We start from the raw sequence: 16310 nt of genomic DNA, 5'->3' as shown, positions 1-16310 counted from the left end.
CGCCATGCCCCTATAATCGGCGCACTTAGTTTGTGGAGCCCGTTATGCCGAATCTACGTCTCGCCGATCTGACCGCCGAAATCGAAGCCAACGTGCGCCGTGCGTTGCTCGAAGATGTCGGCAGCGGCGACATCACCGCACAACTGATCCCGGCCGAACGTCTGGCCAAAGCCACCATCATCACTCGCGACGAGGCGGTTATCTGCGGCACGGCGTGGGTCGACACGGTGTTTCGCCAGCTCGATCCGCGCGTCGCGGTGCACTGGCAGGTACGGGACGGTGAACGGGTCAAACCCAATCAGCCGTTGTTTCATCTGGAGGGCCCGGCCCGTTCGTTGCTGACTGGCGAACGCAGCGCGCTGAACTTCCTGCAACTGCTGTCCGGCGTGGCCACGCGTGCGCAATATCTGGCGGACTTCGTGGCGCAAACCCAGGTCAAGCTGCTGGATACCCGCAAGACCCTGCCGGGCCTGCGTCTGGCGCAGAAATACGCAGTGACCTGCGGTGGTTGCCACAACCACCGCATCGGCCTCTACGACGCGTTCCTGATCAAGGAAAACCACATCGCTGCCAGCGGCGGCATCGCGCAGGCCATCGCCGCCGCGCACAAGATCGCGCCGGGCAAACCGGTGGAAGTCGAAGTGGAGAGCCTGGAAGAACTGAAGGAGGCGCTGACTGCCGGCGCCGACATCATCATGCTCGACGAACTGAGCCTGGACGACATGCGCGAAGCTGTCCGCTTGAACGGCGGCAAGGCCAAACTGGAAGCCAGCGGCGGCATCAACGAAAGCACGCTGCTGCCGATCGCCGAAACCGGCGTGGATTACATCTCGATCGGGGCGATGACCAAGGACGTGAAGGCGGTGGACCTGTCGATGCGTCTGAGCCTCTGAGGCTGTCACGCAATAAAAAACGCCAGCCCGGTTGAGGCTGGCGTTTTTGTTTCAGACCACCAGATTGTTCATCTCGCAGTACTCGTCCCACTCGACGCCCAACACCTCGGCCGCCTCCTTGTGCAGCTCCAGGCGCTTGGCCTCAAACTCTTCAGGGGTGCTGGTGTACTTGAGCGTCAGCTCCCACGGCTGCAAGCCCTGGGCTTCGGCTTCGTCCTCGAACGCCCACTGGATCTGGTCTTTCTGATCATCAGGACTCAGGTCCTTGATCTCTTCTTTCAGGTCCGGGACGTCCTGAATGTATTTTTCCAGCGCTAGTGCGTGACGTTGCTCTTGAGTTAATTCGGTCATGGCGTTCTCGCTGATCGTAAGAATGGAGGATGGATCTGGATCATCAAGGATCTCTCTGACGCGGATTGTCCGGCCTTCGGAACCATTCGGGATCATCTGAAAACTGCTAAGCGATGCTCATGCAGGCACCGAATATAGGACGTTTGCACGACGAATTACACGGCTCTTTACATCTCTCGCACAAAAACTTTGACCTGGGAGACATAAATCGCGGGATTGCGCGAGGGGATGGTGCCCGAGACAGGAATCGAACCTGCGACCTTCGCGTTACGAGTGCGCTGCTCTACCGGCTGAGCTACACGGGCGGTGGGCTAAACCTAGCACCGGTCTTGAAGTCCGGCAACTTCAAAGCCTGTCCCGGTATTTCGCAGACAAAAAAATGCCCCGCCGTTTTCACGGCGGGGCATTTTCATTGCGCTAAAGCTGTGGGCTGATTAAACGCCCGAAGCCTTGGCCGCTGCCACGTCTTTGATGGACAGCTTGATACGGCCGCGGTTGTCCACGTCCAGTACCAGCACTTCCACTTCCTGGCCTTCTTTCAGGATGTCGGTGACTTTCTCTACGCGAGCGTCGCTCAGCATCGAGATGTGCACCAGACCGTCCTTGCCCGGCAGGATGTTGACGAATGCGCCGAAGTCGACGATGCGTTCAACCTTGCCGACGTAGATCTTGCCGATCTCGGCTTCTGCAGTGATGCTCAGAACGCGCTGACGAGCAGCCTCTGCGGCATCCTTGGTTTCGCCGAAGATCTTGATCGAGCCGTCGTCTTCGATGTCGATCGAAGCCTTGGTTTCTTCGCAGATCGCACGGATGGTCGCGCCACCTTTACCGATAACGTCACGGATCTTGTCGGTGTCGATCTTCATCGCGATCATGGTCGGAGCGTTGGCCGACAGTTCGGTACGCGACTGGCCGATGATCTGGTTCATCTGGCCGAGGATGTTCAGGCGCGCTTCCAGGGCTTGGCCCAGAGCGATTTCCATGATCTCTTCGGTGATGCCCTTGATCTTGATGTCCATCTGCAGCGCAGTAACGCCTTTGGCGGTACCGGCTACTTTGAAGTCCATGTCGCCCAGGTGGTCTTCGTCACCGAGGATGTCGGTCAGGACGGCGAACTTCTCGCCTTCTTTAACCAGACCCATGGCGATACCGGCAACCGGTGCCTTCATTGGCACACCAGCGTCCATCAGGGCCAGGGAAGCGCCGCAAACGGAAGCCATCGAGCTCGAACCGTTGGATTCGGTGATTTCCGAAACCACACGGATGGTGTACGGGAACACGTCAGCGGCTGGCAGCATGGCCGAAACCGAACGACGGGCCAGACGGCCGTGACCGATTTCACGACGACCGGCACCACCCATGCGACCGCACTCGCCCACCGAGAACGGAGGGAAGTTGTAGTGCAGCATGAACGGGTCTTTTTTCTCGCCTTCCAGGGTGTCCAGCAGCTGTGCGTCGCGGGCAGTACCCAGCGTCGCGACTACCAGAGCCTGGGTTTCGCCACGGGTGAACAGCGCCGAACCGTGAGTCTTCGGCAGAACGCCGACCTCGATGTTCAGCGGACGTACGGTGCGGGTGTCGCGGCCGTCGATACGTGGCTTGCCGTTAACGATGTTTTCGCGAACGGTGCGGTATTCGATTTCGCCGAAAGCGGCTTTGACGTCAGCAGCAGAAGGCTGGCCTTCTTCGCCGGACAGCTTGGCAACGACCTGGTCTTTCAGCTCGCCCAGACGTGCGTAGCGGTCAGCCTTGACGGTGATGGTGTAAGCCTGGGAGATCGCTTCGCCGAACTCGGCACGGATCGCGCCCAGCAGTTCGGTGGCTTCTGGAGCAGGAGCCCAGGTCCAGGTTGGCTTGGCAGCTTCAGCGGCCAGTTCTTTGACGGCGTTGATCACCACCTGGAACTCGTCGTGAGCAAACAGTACCGCGCCCAGCATCTGGTCTTCGGTCAGCTCTTTGGCTTCCGATTCAACCATCAGTACGGCGTCGGCAGTACCGGCAACGACCATGTCCAGGCTCGAAGCAGCTTGCTGCTCGTAGGTCGGGTTCAGCAGGTAGCCGGTGCTTTCGTGGAACGCTACACGGGCGGCGCCGATCGGGCCGTCGAACGGAATGCCCGAGATGGCCAGGGCAGCCGAGGTACCGATCATCGCAGCGATGTCCGGATCGGTCTTCTTGCTGGTGGAAACGACGGTGCAGACAACCTGCACTTCGTTCATGAAGCCTTCCGGGAACAGCGGACGGATCGGACGGTCGATCAGTCGGGAAGTCAGGGTTTCTTTCTCGGAAGGACGGCCTTCACGCTTGAAGAAACCGCCAGGGATCTTACCGGCAGCGTAAGTCTTTTCCTGGTAGTGAACGGACAGAGGGAAGAAGCCCTTGCCTGGATCGGCTTGCTTGGCACCGACTACGGTCACCAATACGCTGACGTCGTCGTCAACGGTGACCAATACTGCGCCGGAGGCCTGACGGGCGATACGGCCAGTCTCGAGGGTAACGGTCGACTGACCGAACTGGAATTTTTTGATTACCGGGTTCACGGTGTCCTACCTTCTTTGTGGCTCTTGGGGGAACTGGTTTCTTGCGAAATTCTTGGGCAATGTCGGGAATCGGCCCGCTGACTGTCCGGGTAAAACGGTAGTGCAGATAAAACTTGAGGCTGGGAGCCTGCCAACCACCAGCGGAAAACCGCTGATGCCTGACAGACAACCAACCTCATAGCGCAATCGCTGATTAGCGACGCAGACCCAGGCGGCCGATCAGAGCGCTGTAACGGCTCAGATCTTTGCCTTTCAGGTAGTCCAGCAGCTTGCGACGCTGGTTTACCATGCGGATCAGACCACGACGGGAGTGGTGGTCTTTACCGTTGGCCTTGAAGTGACCTTGCAGTTTGTTGATGTTGGCGGTCAGCAGTGCAACTTGCACTTCTGGCGAACCAGTATCACCAACAGCTTGCTGGTAGTCGGCAACGATTTGAGCTTTTTCTTGAACGTCGAGAGCCATGAGGCAATCCTTTTATCAGGAAACTGTTTCAAAAACAGTTTCAACAGGCCAGGGACAAATCCCTGTATCTATAAATGAGTAGTGACCGTGCCTGTTAACAGCCACACTCGTTCGGTCATTCTGACCGAATCAGTCGACGCGGCGCGATGCGCCCGTCTTCGCTCACTTCACCGATACCGATGAAGCGACCATTGTGATCCTGTACCCGTACCATGCCGAACTTCGGAGCATCCGGGGCACGTACCGGCTGGCCGTTGAGCCAGTAGAACGCACTCGCTTCGGAGAAGTGCAGCAGCGGCCAATCCTGCAGGCCGCTGTCCGATGGCATCAGGAAGCGGTCGACCGCTTCGTTGCCGCCTTCGGCATGTACCGCTTCCAGCTCTTCGAGGGTCACGGTCTGCGCCAGGGTGAAAGGCCCGGCCTGGGTACGACGCAGTTCCGCGACGTACGCACCACAACCGAGTTGCTCACCGATATCCTCCACCAGGGTGCGGATATAGGTGCCCTTGCTGCAATCCACCGCAAGACGCGCAGTATCGCCTTCGAAGGCCAGCAATTCCAAGCGCGCAATAGTAACAGAACGCGGTTCGCGCTCCACTACTTCGCCTGCACGGGCCAGCTTGTACAGCGGCTGACCGTCACGCTTGAGTGCCGAGTACATCGGCGGTATCTGACTGATTTGCCCACGAAATTTCGGCAGAACCGCTTCGACATCGGCGCGACCAACGGTCACCGGGCGCTCCTGCAAAACCTCACCCTCGGCGTCCGCCGTGGTAGTGGTCTTGCCCAGTTGCGCCAGGGTTTCGTAACCCTTGTCGGAATCGAGCAGGTATTGCGAGAACTTCGTTGCCTCACCAAAGCACAGCGGCAAGACACCGGTGGCCAGCGGGTCGAGACTGCCGGTGTGACCGGCCTTCTCGGCGTTGAGCAACCAGCGAACCTTCTGCAACGCGGCGTTGGAGGTGAACCCCAGAGGCTTGTCGAGCAGGATGATACCGCTGACGTTACGACGGATACGTTTGACCTGAGCCACCGAATTACTCCTTGGTGTCTTCAGGTGCAGCGACCACGTGCTGATTGTCCTCAGCCACGGCGCGCTCGATCAGGGCCGACAGATGCGCGCCACGCACGACGCTTTCGTCGTAGTGGAAGTGCAATTGCGGCACGCTGCGCAGCTTCATTTCACGGGCCAGCTGCATGCGCAGGAAACCTGCGGCAGCATTGAGCACCTTGATGCTTTGCGCGATGTCTTCAGCGTTGTCCTGCCCCATCACGGTGATGAAGATCTTCGCGTGACCGACGTCACGGCTGACTTCCACAGCGGTAATGGTGACCAGGCCGACGCGCGGATCTTTGACTTCACGACGGATCAGCTGGGCCAGCTCACGCTGCATCTGATCGCCGATACGTTGGGTACGGCTGTATTCTTTTGCCATGATTTTGTTACCTGTTACTGCCCCACGGTGAAACCCGCAAGGTCTGAAAGCGGCAAACGCCCGGCCTGACAAAAGCCAGACCGGGCGTTGCGTTTAGAGTCCTGACGCCGTGGCGCGCATCTGCATGCGGCGGCTCGGCGTGGCCCTTGAAGTGCGCGAGTCAGAGGCTGCGAGCAACCTGAACCTTCTCGAAGACTTCGATCTTGTCACCGACTTTGACGTCGTTGTAGCTCTTCACGCCGATACCGCATTCCATGCCGGCACGTACTTCGGAAGCGTCATCCTTGAAGCGGCGCAGGGATTCCAGCTCGCCTTCGAAGATAACGATGTCTTCACGCAGTACACGGATCGGACGGTTACGGTGCACAACACCTTCGATCACCATGCAACCGGCGATCGCGCCAAACTTCGGCGAACGGAACACATCACGCACTTCGGCCACACCCAGGATGTTCTCGCGAACATCGCTGCCGAGCATGCCGGTCAGGGCTTTCTTGACGTCTTCGATGATGTCGTAGATCACGTTGTAGTAACGCATGTCCAGACCTTCCTGCTCGACGATCTTCCGTGCGCCAGCATCGGCACGCACGTTGAAGCCGAACAGTACAGCGTTGGAAGCCAGTGCCAGGTTGGCGTCGGATTCGGTGATACCACCGACACCGCCACCGACTACGCGCACTTGCACTTCGTCGTTGCCCAGGCCGTTCAGAGCGCCCTGCAAAGCTTCCAGCGAACCACGGACGTCGGATTTGAGGACGATGTTGAGCGTCTTCTTCTCTTCCTGGCCCATGTTTTCGAAGATGTTTTCCAGCTTGCCGGCGTGAGCGCGAGCCAGTTTGACTTCGCGGAACTTGCCTTGACGGAACAGAGCCACTTCACGGGCTTTCTTCTCGTCGGCAACCACGCTCATCTCGTCGCCAGCGTCCGGCGTACCGTCAAGACCCAGGATCTCGACCGGAATGGCCGGACCTGCTTCCTTGATCGGCTTGCCGTTCTCGTCGAGCATGGCGCGCACGCGGCCATAGTTCGAGCCGACCAGCACCATGTCGCCTTGACGCAGCGTACCGTCCTGAACCAGAACAGTGGCTACCGGGCCACGGCCCTTGTCCAGACGCGATTCGACGACTACGCCACGGCCAGGAGCCGATGGAGTGGCGGTAAGTTCGAGTACTTCGGCCTGCAGCAGAACCGCTTCGAGCAGCTCGTCAACGCCGGTACCCATTTTCGCCGAGACCGGTACGAATGGAGTGTCGCCACCCCAGTCTTCGGAGGTCACGCCGTGAACCGACAGTTCGCTGCGGATGCGATCGAGGTCGGCACCCGGCTTGTCGATCTTGTTCACCGCAACCACCAGAGGAACGCCAGCCGCCTGAGCGTGCTGAACAGCCTCGATGGTTTGCGGCATCACGCCGTCGTCCGCCGCAACCACCAGGATCACGATGTCGGTCGCCTTGGCACCACGGGCACGCATTGCGGTAAACGCAGTGTGACCAGGGGTATCGAGGAACGTCACCATGCCGCGGTCGGTTTCAACGTGGTACGCACCGATGTGCTGGGTAATGCCGCCGGCTTCGCCCGCTGCTACCTTGGCACGACGGATGTAGTCGAGCAGGGAAGTCTTACCGTGGTCAACGTGGCCCATTACGGTCACGACTGGCGCACGGGAAACTGCCTCACCTTCAAACTTCAGGGACTCGGCCAGGGAATCTTCCAGGGCGGTGTCGCTGACCAGGGTCACTTTGTGGCCCAGCTCTTCAGCTACCAGTTGAGCAGTTTCCTGATCGAGTACCTGGTTGATGGTCGCTGGAGTGCCCAGTTTGAACATGAACTTGATGATTTCAGCAGCCTTGACCGACATCTGCTGAGCGAGATCGCCAACAGTGATGGTCTCGCCGATCTTCACTTCACGCACGACAGGACCGGTAGGGTTCTGGAAACCGTGAGCGTTGCGTTTTTTCAGCTTGGCCTTGCCGCGACCACCACGACGGAAGCCATCGCTTTCTTCGTCGGTAGTGCGTGGCGCCACACGTGGAGCCGGCGCTTTTTCTTTGACCGATGCGCGATGCGGAGCGTTTTTGCGCTCGCCATCGCCACCACCGCCGCGACGATTGTTATCGTCGGCACGTGGCTTGTCCGGACGGCGCTGTTCGTCACGCTTGCGAGTGTCGGCAGCCGGCGCAGCAGCAACCGGCGCGGCGTCGCGCACTGGTTCAGCGACTGGCGCAGGTGCTGCAACAGCTTCGGCAGGAGCGGACGGCGCAGCAGCAGGCTGGCGACGCGCTTCTTCTTCAGCGCGCTGCTTGGCTTCTTCTTCAGCCTTCTGACGAGCAGCATTTTCTACTGCGCGACGCTCTTCCAGTTCACGCTTGCGCTCGGCTTCGATTTCTTCCGGGCTACGCTGTACGAAAACTTTCTTCTTGCGAACTTCAACGCTGATGCTCTTGCTACCAGCCACACGCAGGGTGCTGGTGGTTTTACGCTGCAGCGTGATCTTGCGTGGTTCTTCCACTTTCGCCTTGTGGCTGCTCTTCAAGTGAGTCAGCAGGGATTGCTTCTCACTGTCAGTCACATTTTCTTCGGCGGCGGTGTGCGGCAGACCTGCCTCACGCATCTGCTGCAACAGGCGCTCTACCGGTGTTTTGACCTCATCGGCCAGTTGTTTCACCGTGACTTGCGTCATGCACTTCTCTCCTCAGGCCGCGCCTAATTACTCGAACCAGTGGGCTCGGGCGGCCATGATCAACTTGCCGGCACGATCATCGTCAATGCCGTCGATGTCGAGCAGGTCGTCAATAGACTGCTCGGCCAGGTCTTCGCGGGTAATTACGCCGCGCACCGCCAGTTCCATCGCCAAATCCTTGTCCATACCCTCAAGCGAGAGCAGGTCTTCGGCCGGATGGGCGTCTGCCAGCTTTTCCTCAGTAGCGATGGCTTTGGTCAACAAACGATCCTTGGCACGAGCGCGAAGCTCGTTGACGATATCTTCGTCAAAGCCGTCGATGTTGAGCATTTCTTCCAACGGTACGTAGGCAATCTCTTCCAGGCTGGTGAAGCCTTCATCTACCAGCACCTGAGCCAGTTCTTCGTCGACTTCCAGCTCGTCGATGAAGTTGCGCAGGATGTCGCCGGTTTCTGCTTGCTGTTTAGCCTGGATGTCCGATTCGGTCATCACGTTCAGGGTCCAGCCAGTCAACTGGCTCGCCAGACGCACGTTCTGACCACCTCGACCGATGGCCTGAGCCAGATTGTCTGCGCCAACGGCGATGTCCATTGCATGGGCATCTTCGTCAACGATAATGGCCGCCACTTCTGCCGGCGACATGGCATTGATCACGAACTGCGCCGGGTTATCGTCCCACAGGACGATATCGACACGCTCGCCACCCAACTCGCCCGACACGGCCTGGACGCGCGAACCGCGCATACCGATGCACGCGCCCTGCGGGTCGATGCGTTTGTCCTTGGAACGGACAGCGATCTTGGCACGCGAACCCGGATCACGGGACGCCGCCATGACTTCGATCAGGCCTTCAGCGATTTCCGGCACTTCGATACGGAACAGCTCGATCAGCATTTCCGGCGCGGTACGCGACAGGATCAGCTGCGGGCCGCGGTTCTCGGTGCGGATTTCCTTAAGCAGTGCACGCAGACGCACACCGACACGGAAGGTTTCGCGAGAAATGATGTCTTCACGGGCCAGCAACGCTTCGGCGTTGTTACCCAGATCGACGATCACATTGTCGCGGGTGACTTTCTTCACGGTGCCGGAGATGATTTCTCCCAGGCGCTCGCGATAGGCGTCGACCACTTGAGCGCGCTCGGCTTCACGCACTTTCTGCACGATGACCTGTTTGGCGGTCTGTGCTGCAATGCGGCCGAACTCGATGGATTCGATCTTTTCTTCGACGACGTCGCCGACCTTGGCGCCCGGATGCGTTTCGGCAACCTTGCTTGGCCAGGTTTCGATCGCAGGATCGTCGAGATCATTCTCTTCGACGACTGTCCAGCGACGGAAAGTCTCGTAGGAACCGGTGTGGCGATTAATTTCCACACGCAGGTCAACTTCGTCTTCAAAACGCTTTTTGGTAGCAGTGGCCAGAGCCAGCTCCAGCGCTTCAAAAATCACGCTTGCCGGTACGCCCTTTTCATTGGATACCGACTCAACAACCAGCAGTACTTCTTTGCTCATCGTACGCCTCGCCTTTCGCAAGCCATTGGATCCGCGGGATCCGCGTCTCAGTCAAAACTGGGAATAATGTTGGCCTTGTCGATCATATCGATCGGCAACAGGAATTCATGGTCATCTACCTGCACCACGACATCCTGTTCTTCTACACCGCGCAGAAGGCCCTGAAAGTTGCGTCGACCTTCAAAAGGCGAGCGCAGCTTGATCTTCACTTGTTCACCGGCAAATTTTGCAAACTGCTCAAGAGTGAACAGTGGGCGTTCCATGCCAGGCGAGGAAACTTCGAGGGTGTATTCAACGGAGATCGGATCTTCAACATCCAGGACACCGCTGATCTGACGGCTGACAATGGCGCAATCGTCCACCAGCACGCCACCCTCTTTATCGATATAAACGCGCAACATCGAGTGACGACCTTGAGCCGAAAACTCGATACCCCAGCATTCATAGCCTAGGGCCACGACCACCGGGGCCAACAAGGCCTGCAACTCTTCTAGCTTGCTCGACACCTGAACCCCCTCGTGCATGTAAATGCATGCGCTGCAAAATAAAAAAATGGGCGAAACGCCCATCCTTGAAACGCCGTCGAACATCGGCGTAGAAAGTGTCCAGCTAACAAAAAGCCCCTGAAAAGGGGCTCCTTAAACTGGTTGCGGGGGCCGGATTTGAACCGACGACCTTCGGGTTATGAGCCCGACGAGCTACCAGACTGCTCCACCCCGCGACAAAGCTGGGGCGGAAGTATACGACCGATCCCTTATAGGGTCAATGTAACCTTCCACCTGCAAGAAAGCCCGCAACAGCGGGCTCTCCTGACTAATTGGTACCGAGAAGGGGACTCGAACCCCTACACCCTATGGGCACAACCACCTCAAGGTTGCGTGTCTACCAATTCCACCACCTCGGCAAAACTACGTTTGAAACCCTTCTTACTTCTGCTCTTGAGCTGGAGGTACGTCAGTCGCTGGAGTAGCCGACTTTTGCTCTTGAAGCACCGGGACATCATCAGAAGCCGGTTGTTGTTGCTTAGGTACTTCCAACACTGCTGGATCTGGCAAACCTGCTTGAGTCAGCTGATGAGCCTTCTCTTTAGCAAAGTAACCTAACCCCAAGCTGGTTATGAAGAAACCGGCGGCAAGTATAGCAGTAAACTTACTAAGAAAGGTAGAGGAACCTTGGCTTCCGAACACAGTATTTGAAGCACCTGCTCCGAAAGACGCGCCAGCGTCCGCACCCTTACCCTGCTGCAGCAAAACCAGAGCAACTACGCCCAATGCACCCAGCAGATGAAAAACGACTACGACTGTTTCCAGCATTTTTTCAGTTTCCCGCGGCGCGACAAATCGCACCGAACTCATCTGCATTCAGGGAAGCTCCACCAATGAGCCCCCCATCGATATCCGGCATGCCGAACAGTTCGACCGCATTGGCCGCCTTCACGCTGCCGCCGTATAGAAGCCGCACACCTCGTGCGACTTCAGAATTCTCTGCCGCCAACTGCTCGCGAATGGCTTTATGCACATCCTGAGCCTGTTGCGGCGTTGCAGTCAGCCCGGTACCAATGGCCCAGACAGGCTCGTAAGCAATGACTGCCTTGGCAAAGGCACCAACACCCAGCTCCTCGATGATGCTGCCCAGCTGACGCCCGACAACTTCAAGAGTTTTTCCGGCTTCGCGCTGCTCGAGGGTTTCCCCTACACACAACACCGGAATCAAGCCACATGCCTGTGCCGCTGCGAACTTGCGATTCAGCATCCCGTCTCGCTCGCCCATTATCTGGCGGCGTTCGGAGTGCCCGACAAGCACCAGGGAACAACCTGCATCCACCAACTGACTCGGTGCAATTTCACCGGTCAATGCACCTTGCATGGATTCCACCGCAGAATTCTGCGCACCGACCGAAATCGATTTGCCTTTCAAGCCATCAATCACTTGATTGATATGCAAGCAAGGCGGGAATACCGCGACATCAACACCGCTTGGCAAGGCCAGATGACGAAGGCCGTTGATCAGCTCAGCGACGCTGGCGCGGGTACCGTGCATCTTCCAGTTACCAGCTACCATAGGGCGACGCATGCTGTACCTCGTCGGTCAAAGTGGGCGCAGATGTTACCCAACACAATCATGGCTGGCAAGCCGAATCAGGCAGAAACTTCACTTACCAGTTTTGCCAGTTCTTCGGCGTAGCTGCGAACCTGAGTTTCATCCTCACCTTCGACCATCACACGCACCAAAGGCTCTGTACCGGACTTGCGCAGAAGTACCCGGCCACGCCCCGCCATTGCCTGGGTGACACGCGCACTGGCTTCCTTGACCGCCGGATGCTCAAGCGGACTTTCACCGCCACCAAAACGCACATTGATCAGCACCTGAGGACACTTGCGCAAGGCCTGACGCGTTTGCGCAAGACCTTCATTGCGGGCCTTCAGTGCCATCAGCACCTGGAGCGCAGCAATGATCGCATCACCGGTGGTGGTGTGATTGAAGCAGACGATATGCCCCGAGTTTTCACCGCCTACCAGCCAGTCGCGCTCCAGCAGTTCGGCGATCACATAACGGTCACCGACATTGGCACGAATGAATGGTATCGAGAGCTCTGCCAGCGCGAGTTCAAGACCCAGGTTGCTCATCAGCGTACCGACTACGCCGCCCTGCAATTTGCCCCGCCCGTGCAGATCGCGCGCAATGATGAACAGCAACTCATCACCATCAACGATGGCGCCAGTGTGATCAACCATCAACACCCGATCACCGTCACCATCAAAGGCGATGCCCAGATCAGCGTGCTCGGCCAGAACCGCGGCCTGCAGCTGACCCATATGGGTCGAGCCGCAATTGTCATTGATGTTCAGACCGTTGGGCTGCGCCGACAGCACGACCACTTCAGCACCCAGCTCACGGAACACACTCGGAGCAACCTTGTAGGTCGCACCGTGCGCACAATCGAGCACGATCTTCAAACCGGAAAAACTGGTACCGGTCGGCACACTGCTTTTGCAGAATTCGATGTAGCGGCCGGAGGCGTCATTGATGCGCGACACCTTGCCGATCTTGCTCGACTCAACCACAGTCATTGGGGTATCGAGCAGCTCTTCGATCATCAGCTCCAGCTCATCAGGCAGCTTTGTGCCCTTGCCGGAGAAAAACTTGATGCCGTTATCGTCATGCGGATTGTGCGAAGCACTGATCACGATCCCGGCTTCAGCCTGGAACGTGCGCGCCAGATAAGCAATGGCAGGCGTCGGCATCGGACCGAGCAGCATCACGTCCGCACCAGCCGAGGTCAGGCCTGCTTCAAGTGCCGATTCGAACATGTAGCCAGAGATGCGCGTGTCCTTGCCGACCAGCACCTTGCAGGCGCCCATCTTGCGAAAGGCCATACCCGCCGCCCAGCCGAGCTTAAGCATGAAGTCAGGAGTGATCGGATATTCACCGACACGACCACGAATACCGTCAGTACCAAAGTATTTCTTGCTCATAAGTGCTCCATCATTCTTATTCGGCTGATTCCACGGCCGCGAGCATGCGCACCACGTCTACCGTTTCCGCCACATCATGGACGCGCAATATACGCGCTCCTTTAACCGACGCGAGTGCTGCGAGAGCCAGACCACCATAAAGACGCTCACCCACGGGGCGGTTCAATGCGTGGCCGATCATGCTTTTGCGTGAGACACCGACCAATAGCGGACGCCCCAGCGCATGCAGGGCTTCCATATGCTTGAACAAGCTTAGATTGTGCTGCAGGGTTTTCGCGAAACCGAAACCGGGATCAAGAATGATCCGTTCGGCAGGAATGCCCGCCGCCGCACATTGAGTCATGCGCTCTGCCAGAAACTCACCCACTTCCCGGGTAACGTCCTGATAGTGCGGATTGTCCTGCATGTCACCCGGCTCGCCGAGCATGTGCATCAGGCAGACCGGCAACCCGGTCGCGGCTGCGGCATCCAGCGCGCCATCGCGGCGCAGCGAGCGCACATCATTGATCAACCCGGCACCCAGGCGCGCCGTTTCACGCATCACCGCTGGCGTCGAAGTATCGACCGAGATGACCACATCCAGCTCGCGATTGATCAACTCCACGATCGGAGCTACGCGTTCCAACTCCTCCAACGGCGAAACCGCTCGAGCGCCAGGCCGGGTCGATTCGCCGCCGACATCGATCAGCGTCGCACCAGCAGCCACCATGGCTTCGGCGTGACGCAAAGCCACGTCGAGCTGGTTGTACCGGCCACCGTCGGAAAAGGAATCGGGAGTGACATTGAGAATACCCATGACATGCGTCTGGGCCAAATCAAGAACCCGATTGCCGCAAGGCAACCGGGTCAGGGACTGTACAGAAGTCATTTCAAACCTTAAACGTCAGCAGCCGGACCGCCGATCGGTGTTTCCGGGCGCTCATCCTGAATCACTGGAGGCGGGGGCGTACCCGTGCCACCGGTCCAGTCACGCGGTTCGCGAGGCGTACGACCCGCCATGATGTCGTCGATCTGCTCGGCATCGATGGTTTCGTACTTCATCAGCGCATCAGCCATGGCATCCAGCTTGTCACGGTTGTCCGTGAGGATCTGCTTGGCCGTGCCGTAGCACTGGTCAATGATGCTGCGCACTTCGGAGTCGATCAGCTTGGCAGTCTCACCGGAGAAACTTGCATTCTGACCGCCACCACCGCGACCGAGGAACACTTCACCCTCTTCTTCGGCGTACATCAGCGGACCGAGCTTTTCCGACAGACCCCACTTGGTCACCATGTTCCGCGCAATCTGACTGGCACGCATGATGTCGTTGGAAGCGCCGGTGGTCACACCGTCGAAACCAAGGGTCATTTCTTCGGCGATACGGCCACCGTACAGCGAGCAGATCTGACTGATCAACGCACGTTTGGACAGGCTGTAGCGATCTTCTTCCGGCAGGAACATGGTCACACCCAGCGCACGACCACGTGGAATGATCGAAACCTTGTAGACCGGATCATGCTCAGGTACGACGCGACCGACAATAGCGTGACCCGCTTCGTGATAAGCGGTGTTCTGCTTCTCTTTCTCGGACATGACCATCGATTTGCGCTCGGCGCCCATCATGATCTTGTCTTTGGCCAGTTCGAACTCTTTCATTTCGACGATGCGCTTGCCGCTGCGTGCAGCGAACAGCGACGCTTCGTTGACCAGGTTGGCCAGATCGGCACCAGAGAAGCCCGGGGTACCACGTGCGATAACGGCCGGGGCAACGTCGTCACCCATTGGCACTTTGCGCATGTGAACCTTGAGGATCTGCTCGCGACCACGGATATCCGGCAAACCTACAACGACCTGACGGTCGAAACGGCCCGGACGCAGCAGCGCAGGGTCGAGTACGTCAGGACGGTTGGTAGCGGCGATCACGATGATGCCGTCATTCATTTCAAAGCCATCCATCTCTACCAGCAACTGGTTGAGAGTCTGCTCACGCTCGTCGTGACCGCCGCCCATGCCGGCGCCACGGTGGCGACCGACGGCGTCGATTTCGTCGATGAAGATGATGCACGGCGCATGCTTCTTGGCCTGCTCGAACATGTCGCGAACGCGGCTTGCGCCAACACCCACGAACATTTCAACGAAGTCGGAACCGGAAATAGTGAAGAACGGAACCTTCGCTTCGCCGGCAATCGCCTTGGCCAGCAAGGTTTTACCGGTACCCGGAGGGCCGACCATCAATACGCCGCGAGGAATACGACCACCCAGGCGCTGAAACTTGCCCGGATCACGCAGGAACTCAACCAGTTCGCCGACCTCTTCCTTGGCTTCGTCGCAACCTGCAACGTCAGCCAAGGTGGTTTTCACCTGATCTTCGGAAAGCAGGCGTGCCTTGCTCTTGCCGAAGCTCATCGGTCCGCCCTTGCCGCCAGCACCGCCCTGCATCTGGCGCATGAAGAACATGAACACCGCGATGATCACCAGGATCGGGAAGCTCGCCACCAGGAGTTGAGTCCAGATGCTTTGTTGTTCAGGCTGCTTGCCCTCAACCACAACGTGGTTGTCGACCAGGTCGCCGATCAGGCCATTGTCCTGGATCGCCGGACGAATGGTCTTGAAGCTGTCGCCATCGTTGCGCTTGCCGGTAATCACATAGCCGTCAACGGCTACGCGCTCGACCTTGCCATCCTTGACCTGCTGGATGAAGTCGGAATAGTTGAGGGTCTGCGGCTCGTTAGGGCTGGAGAAGTTGTTCATCACCGTCACGAGGACTGCCGCGATGATCAACCACAGGATCAGATTCTTTGCCATATCGTTCAATTAACTACCCTCTGAAGCAAGCTCCGCTACTGGCGCGCGCTTCGCATGATATTCACCGGCCTAACTTACTACATTACCTACAACTCTGGCAGGCGCCGTCTGTAACCCTTTGTGAAACACTTTCTACACAATATTCGCTTATGCACGCGGGGCAAAATACGAAAAACCT

14 protein-coding genes and 3 tRNA genes are annotated in these 16310 nt (G+C 58.2%); 1 reads left to right on the top strand and 16 read right to left on the bottom strand.

Going from position 1 to position 16310, the window contains the following annotated elements:
* The first annotated feature begins 44 nt into the window (after nucleotides 1–44).
* On the top strand, nucleotides 45–893 hold the full coding sequence (gene nadC, locus CRO59_RS27455; protein ID WP_027610785.1) for a carboxylating nicotinate-nucleotide diphosphorylase: 849 nt from the start codon (nucleotides 45–47) through the stop codon (nucleotides 891–893).
* 51 nt (nucleotides 894–944) lie between these two features.
* On the opposite strand, the gene CRO59_RS27450 is transcribed toward nadC, so the two are convergent.
* The 16 genes from CRO59_RS27450 to ftsH all read right to left on the bottom strand — a co-directional run bounded on the left by CRO59_RS27450 (nucleotide 945) and on the right by ftsH (nucleotide 16132).
* Nucleotides 945–1244: a DUF6388 family protein gene (locus CRO59_RS27450; RefSeq protein WP_027610784.1), complete on the bottom strand. Its 300-nt coding sequence runs from the start codon at nucleotides 1242–1244 to the stop codon at nucleotides 945–947.
* Between the two features lie 229 nt (nucleotides 1245–1473).
* Nucleotides 1474–1549: transfer RNA gene (locus CRO59_RS27445), tRNA-Thr, on the bottom strand.
* Between the two features lie 129 nt (nucleotides 1550–1678).
* A complete protein-coding gene (pnp, locus tag CRO59_RS27440; protein ID WP_003221554.1) occupies nucleotides 1679–3784 on the bottom strand; it encodes a polyribonucleotide nucleotidyltransferase in 2106 nt (701 codons plus the stop codon).
* Nucleotides 3785–3977: 193 nt separating this feature from the next.
* Nucleotides 3978–4247 (bottom strand): 30S ribosomal protein S15, encoded by a 270-nt coding sequence (rpsO, locus tag CRO59_RS27435; protein WP_003221553.1) that lies wholly within the window; start codon nucleotides 4245–4247, stop codon nucleotides 3978–3980.
* A gap of 115 nt (nucleotides 4248–4362) precedes the next feature.
* Nucleotides 4363–5280, bottom strand: coding sequence for a tRNA pseudouridine(55) synthase TruB (gene truB / locus CRO59_RS27430; protein WP_024011571.1), 918 nt, complete (start codon nucleotides 5278–5280; stop codon nucleotides 4363–4365).
* A gap of 4 nt (nucleotides 5281–5284) precedes the next feature.
* Nucleotides 5285–5683, bottom strand: a complete 399-nt coding sequence (rbfA, locus tag CRO59_RS27425) for a 30S ribosome-binding factor RbfA (protein ID WP_047597925.1) — start codon at nucleotides 5681–5683, stop codon at nucleotides 5285–5287.
* 160 nt (nucleotides 5684–5843) lie between these two features.
* A complete protein-coding gene (gene infB, locus CRO59_RS27420) occupies nucleotides 5844–8363 on the bottom strand; it encodes a translation initiation factor IF-2 (RefSeq protein ID WP_097090473.1) in 2520 nt (839 codons plus the stop codon).
* Nucleotides 8364–8390: 27 nt separating this feature from the next.
* Entirely contained in the window at nucleotides 8391–9872 is a 1482-nt protein-coding gene (gene nusA / locus CRO59_RS27415) for a transcription termination factor NusA (RefSeq protein ID WP_003221546.1), read from the bottom strand.
* Nucleotides 9873–9919: 47 nt separating this feature from the next.
* Nucleotides 9920–10378: a ribosome maturation factor RimP gene (rimP, locus tag CRO59_RS27410; protein WP_007915250.1), complete on the bottom strand. Its 459-nt coding sequence runs from the start codon at nucleotides 10376–10378 to the stop codon at nucleotides 9920–9922.
* A gap of 138 nt (nucleotides 10379–10516) precedes the next feature.
* A tRNA-Met gene (locus tag CRO59_RS27405) sits at nucleotides 10517–10593 on the bottom strand.
* A 97-nt stretch (nucleotides 10594–10690) separates the two neighbouring features.
* Nucleotides 10691–10776 (bottom strand) — tRNA-Leu (locus tag CRO59_RS27400).
* Nucleotides 10777–10798: 22 nt separating this feature from the next.
* Nucleotides 10799–11185 carry a preprotein translocase subunit SecG gene (gene secG / locus CRO59_RS27395; protein ID WP_027610782.1) on the bottom strand — a complete coding sequence of 129 codons (387 nt, stop codon included), beginning with the start codon at nucleotides 11183–11185 and terminating at the stop codon, nucleotides 10799–10801.
* Nucleotides 11186–11189: 4 nt separating this feature from the next.
* Entirely contained in the window at nucleotides 11190–11945 is a 756-nt protein-coding gene (gene tpiA, locus CRO59_RS27390; protein WP_008088336.1) for a triose-phosphate isomerase, read from the bottom strand.
* A 65-nt stretch (nucleotides 11946–12010) separates the two neighbouring features.
* Entirely contained in the window at nucleotides 12011–13348 is a 1338-nt protein-coding gene (glmM, locus tag CRO59_RS27385) for a phosphoglucosamine mutase (protein ID WP_097090472.1), read from the bottom strand.
* 16 nt (nucleotides 13349–13364) lie between these two features.
* Complete coding sequence (gene folP, locus CRO59_RS27380) at nucleotides 13365–14216, bottom strand: dihydropteroate synthase (protein WP_027610780.1); 852 nt, start codon at nucleotides 14214–14216, stop codon at nucleotides 13365–13367.
* 8 nt (nucleotides 14217–14224) lie between these two features.
* Entirely contained in the window at nucleotides 14225–16132 is a 1908-nt protein-coding gene (ftsH, locus tag CRO59_RS27375; protein WP_027610779.1) for an ATP-dependent zinc metalloprotease FtsH, read from the bottom strand.
* Nucleotides 16133–16310 lie beyond the last annotated feature (178 nt).

The sequence above is a fragment of the Pseudomonas sp. LAMO17WK12:I5 genome, from assembly GCF_900215165.1.
Taxonomy (GTDB): Bacteria; Pseudomonadota; Gammaproteobacteria; order Pseudomonadales; family Pseudomonadaceae; genus Aquipseudomonas; species Aquipseudomonas putida_A.
The sequence above is the reverse complement of the archived record's forward strand: the minus strand, read 5'-3'. Positions and strand labels throughout refer to the sequence as shown.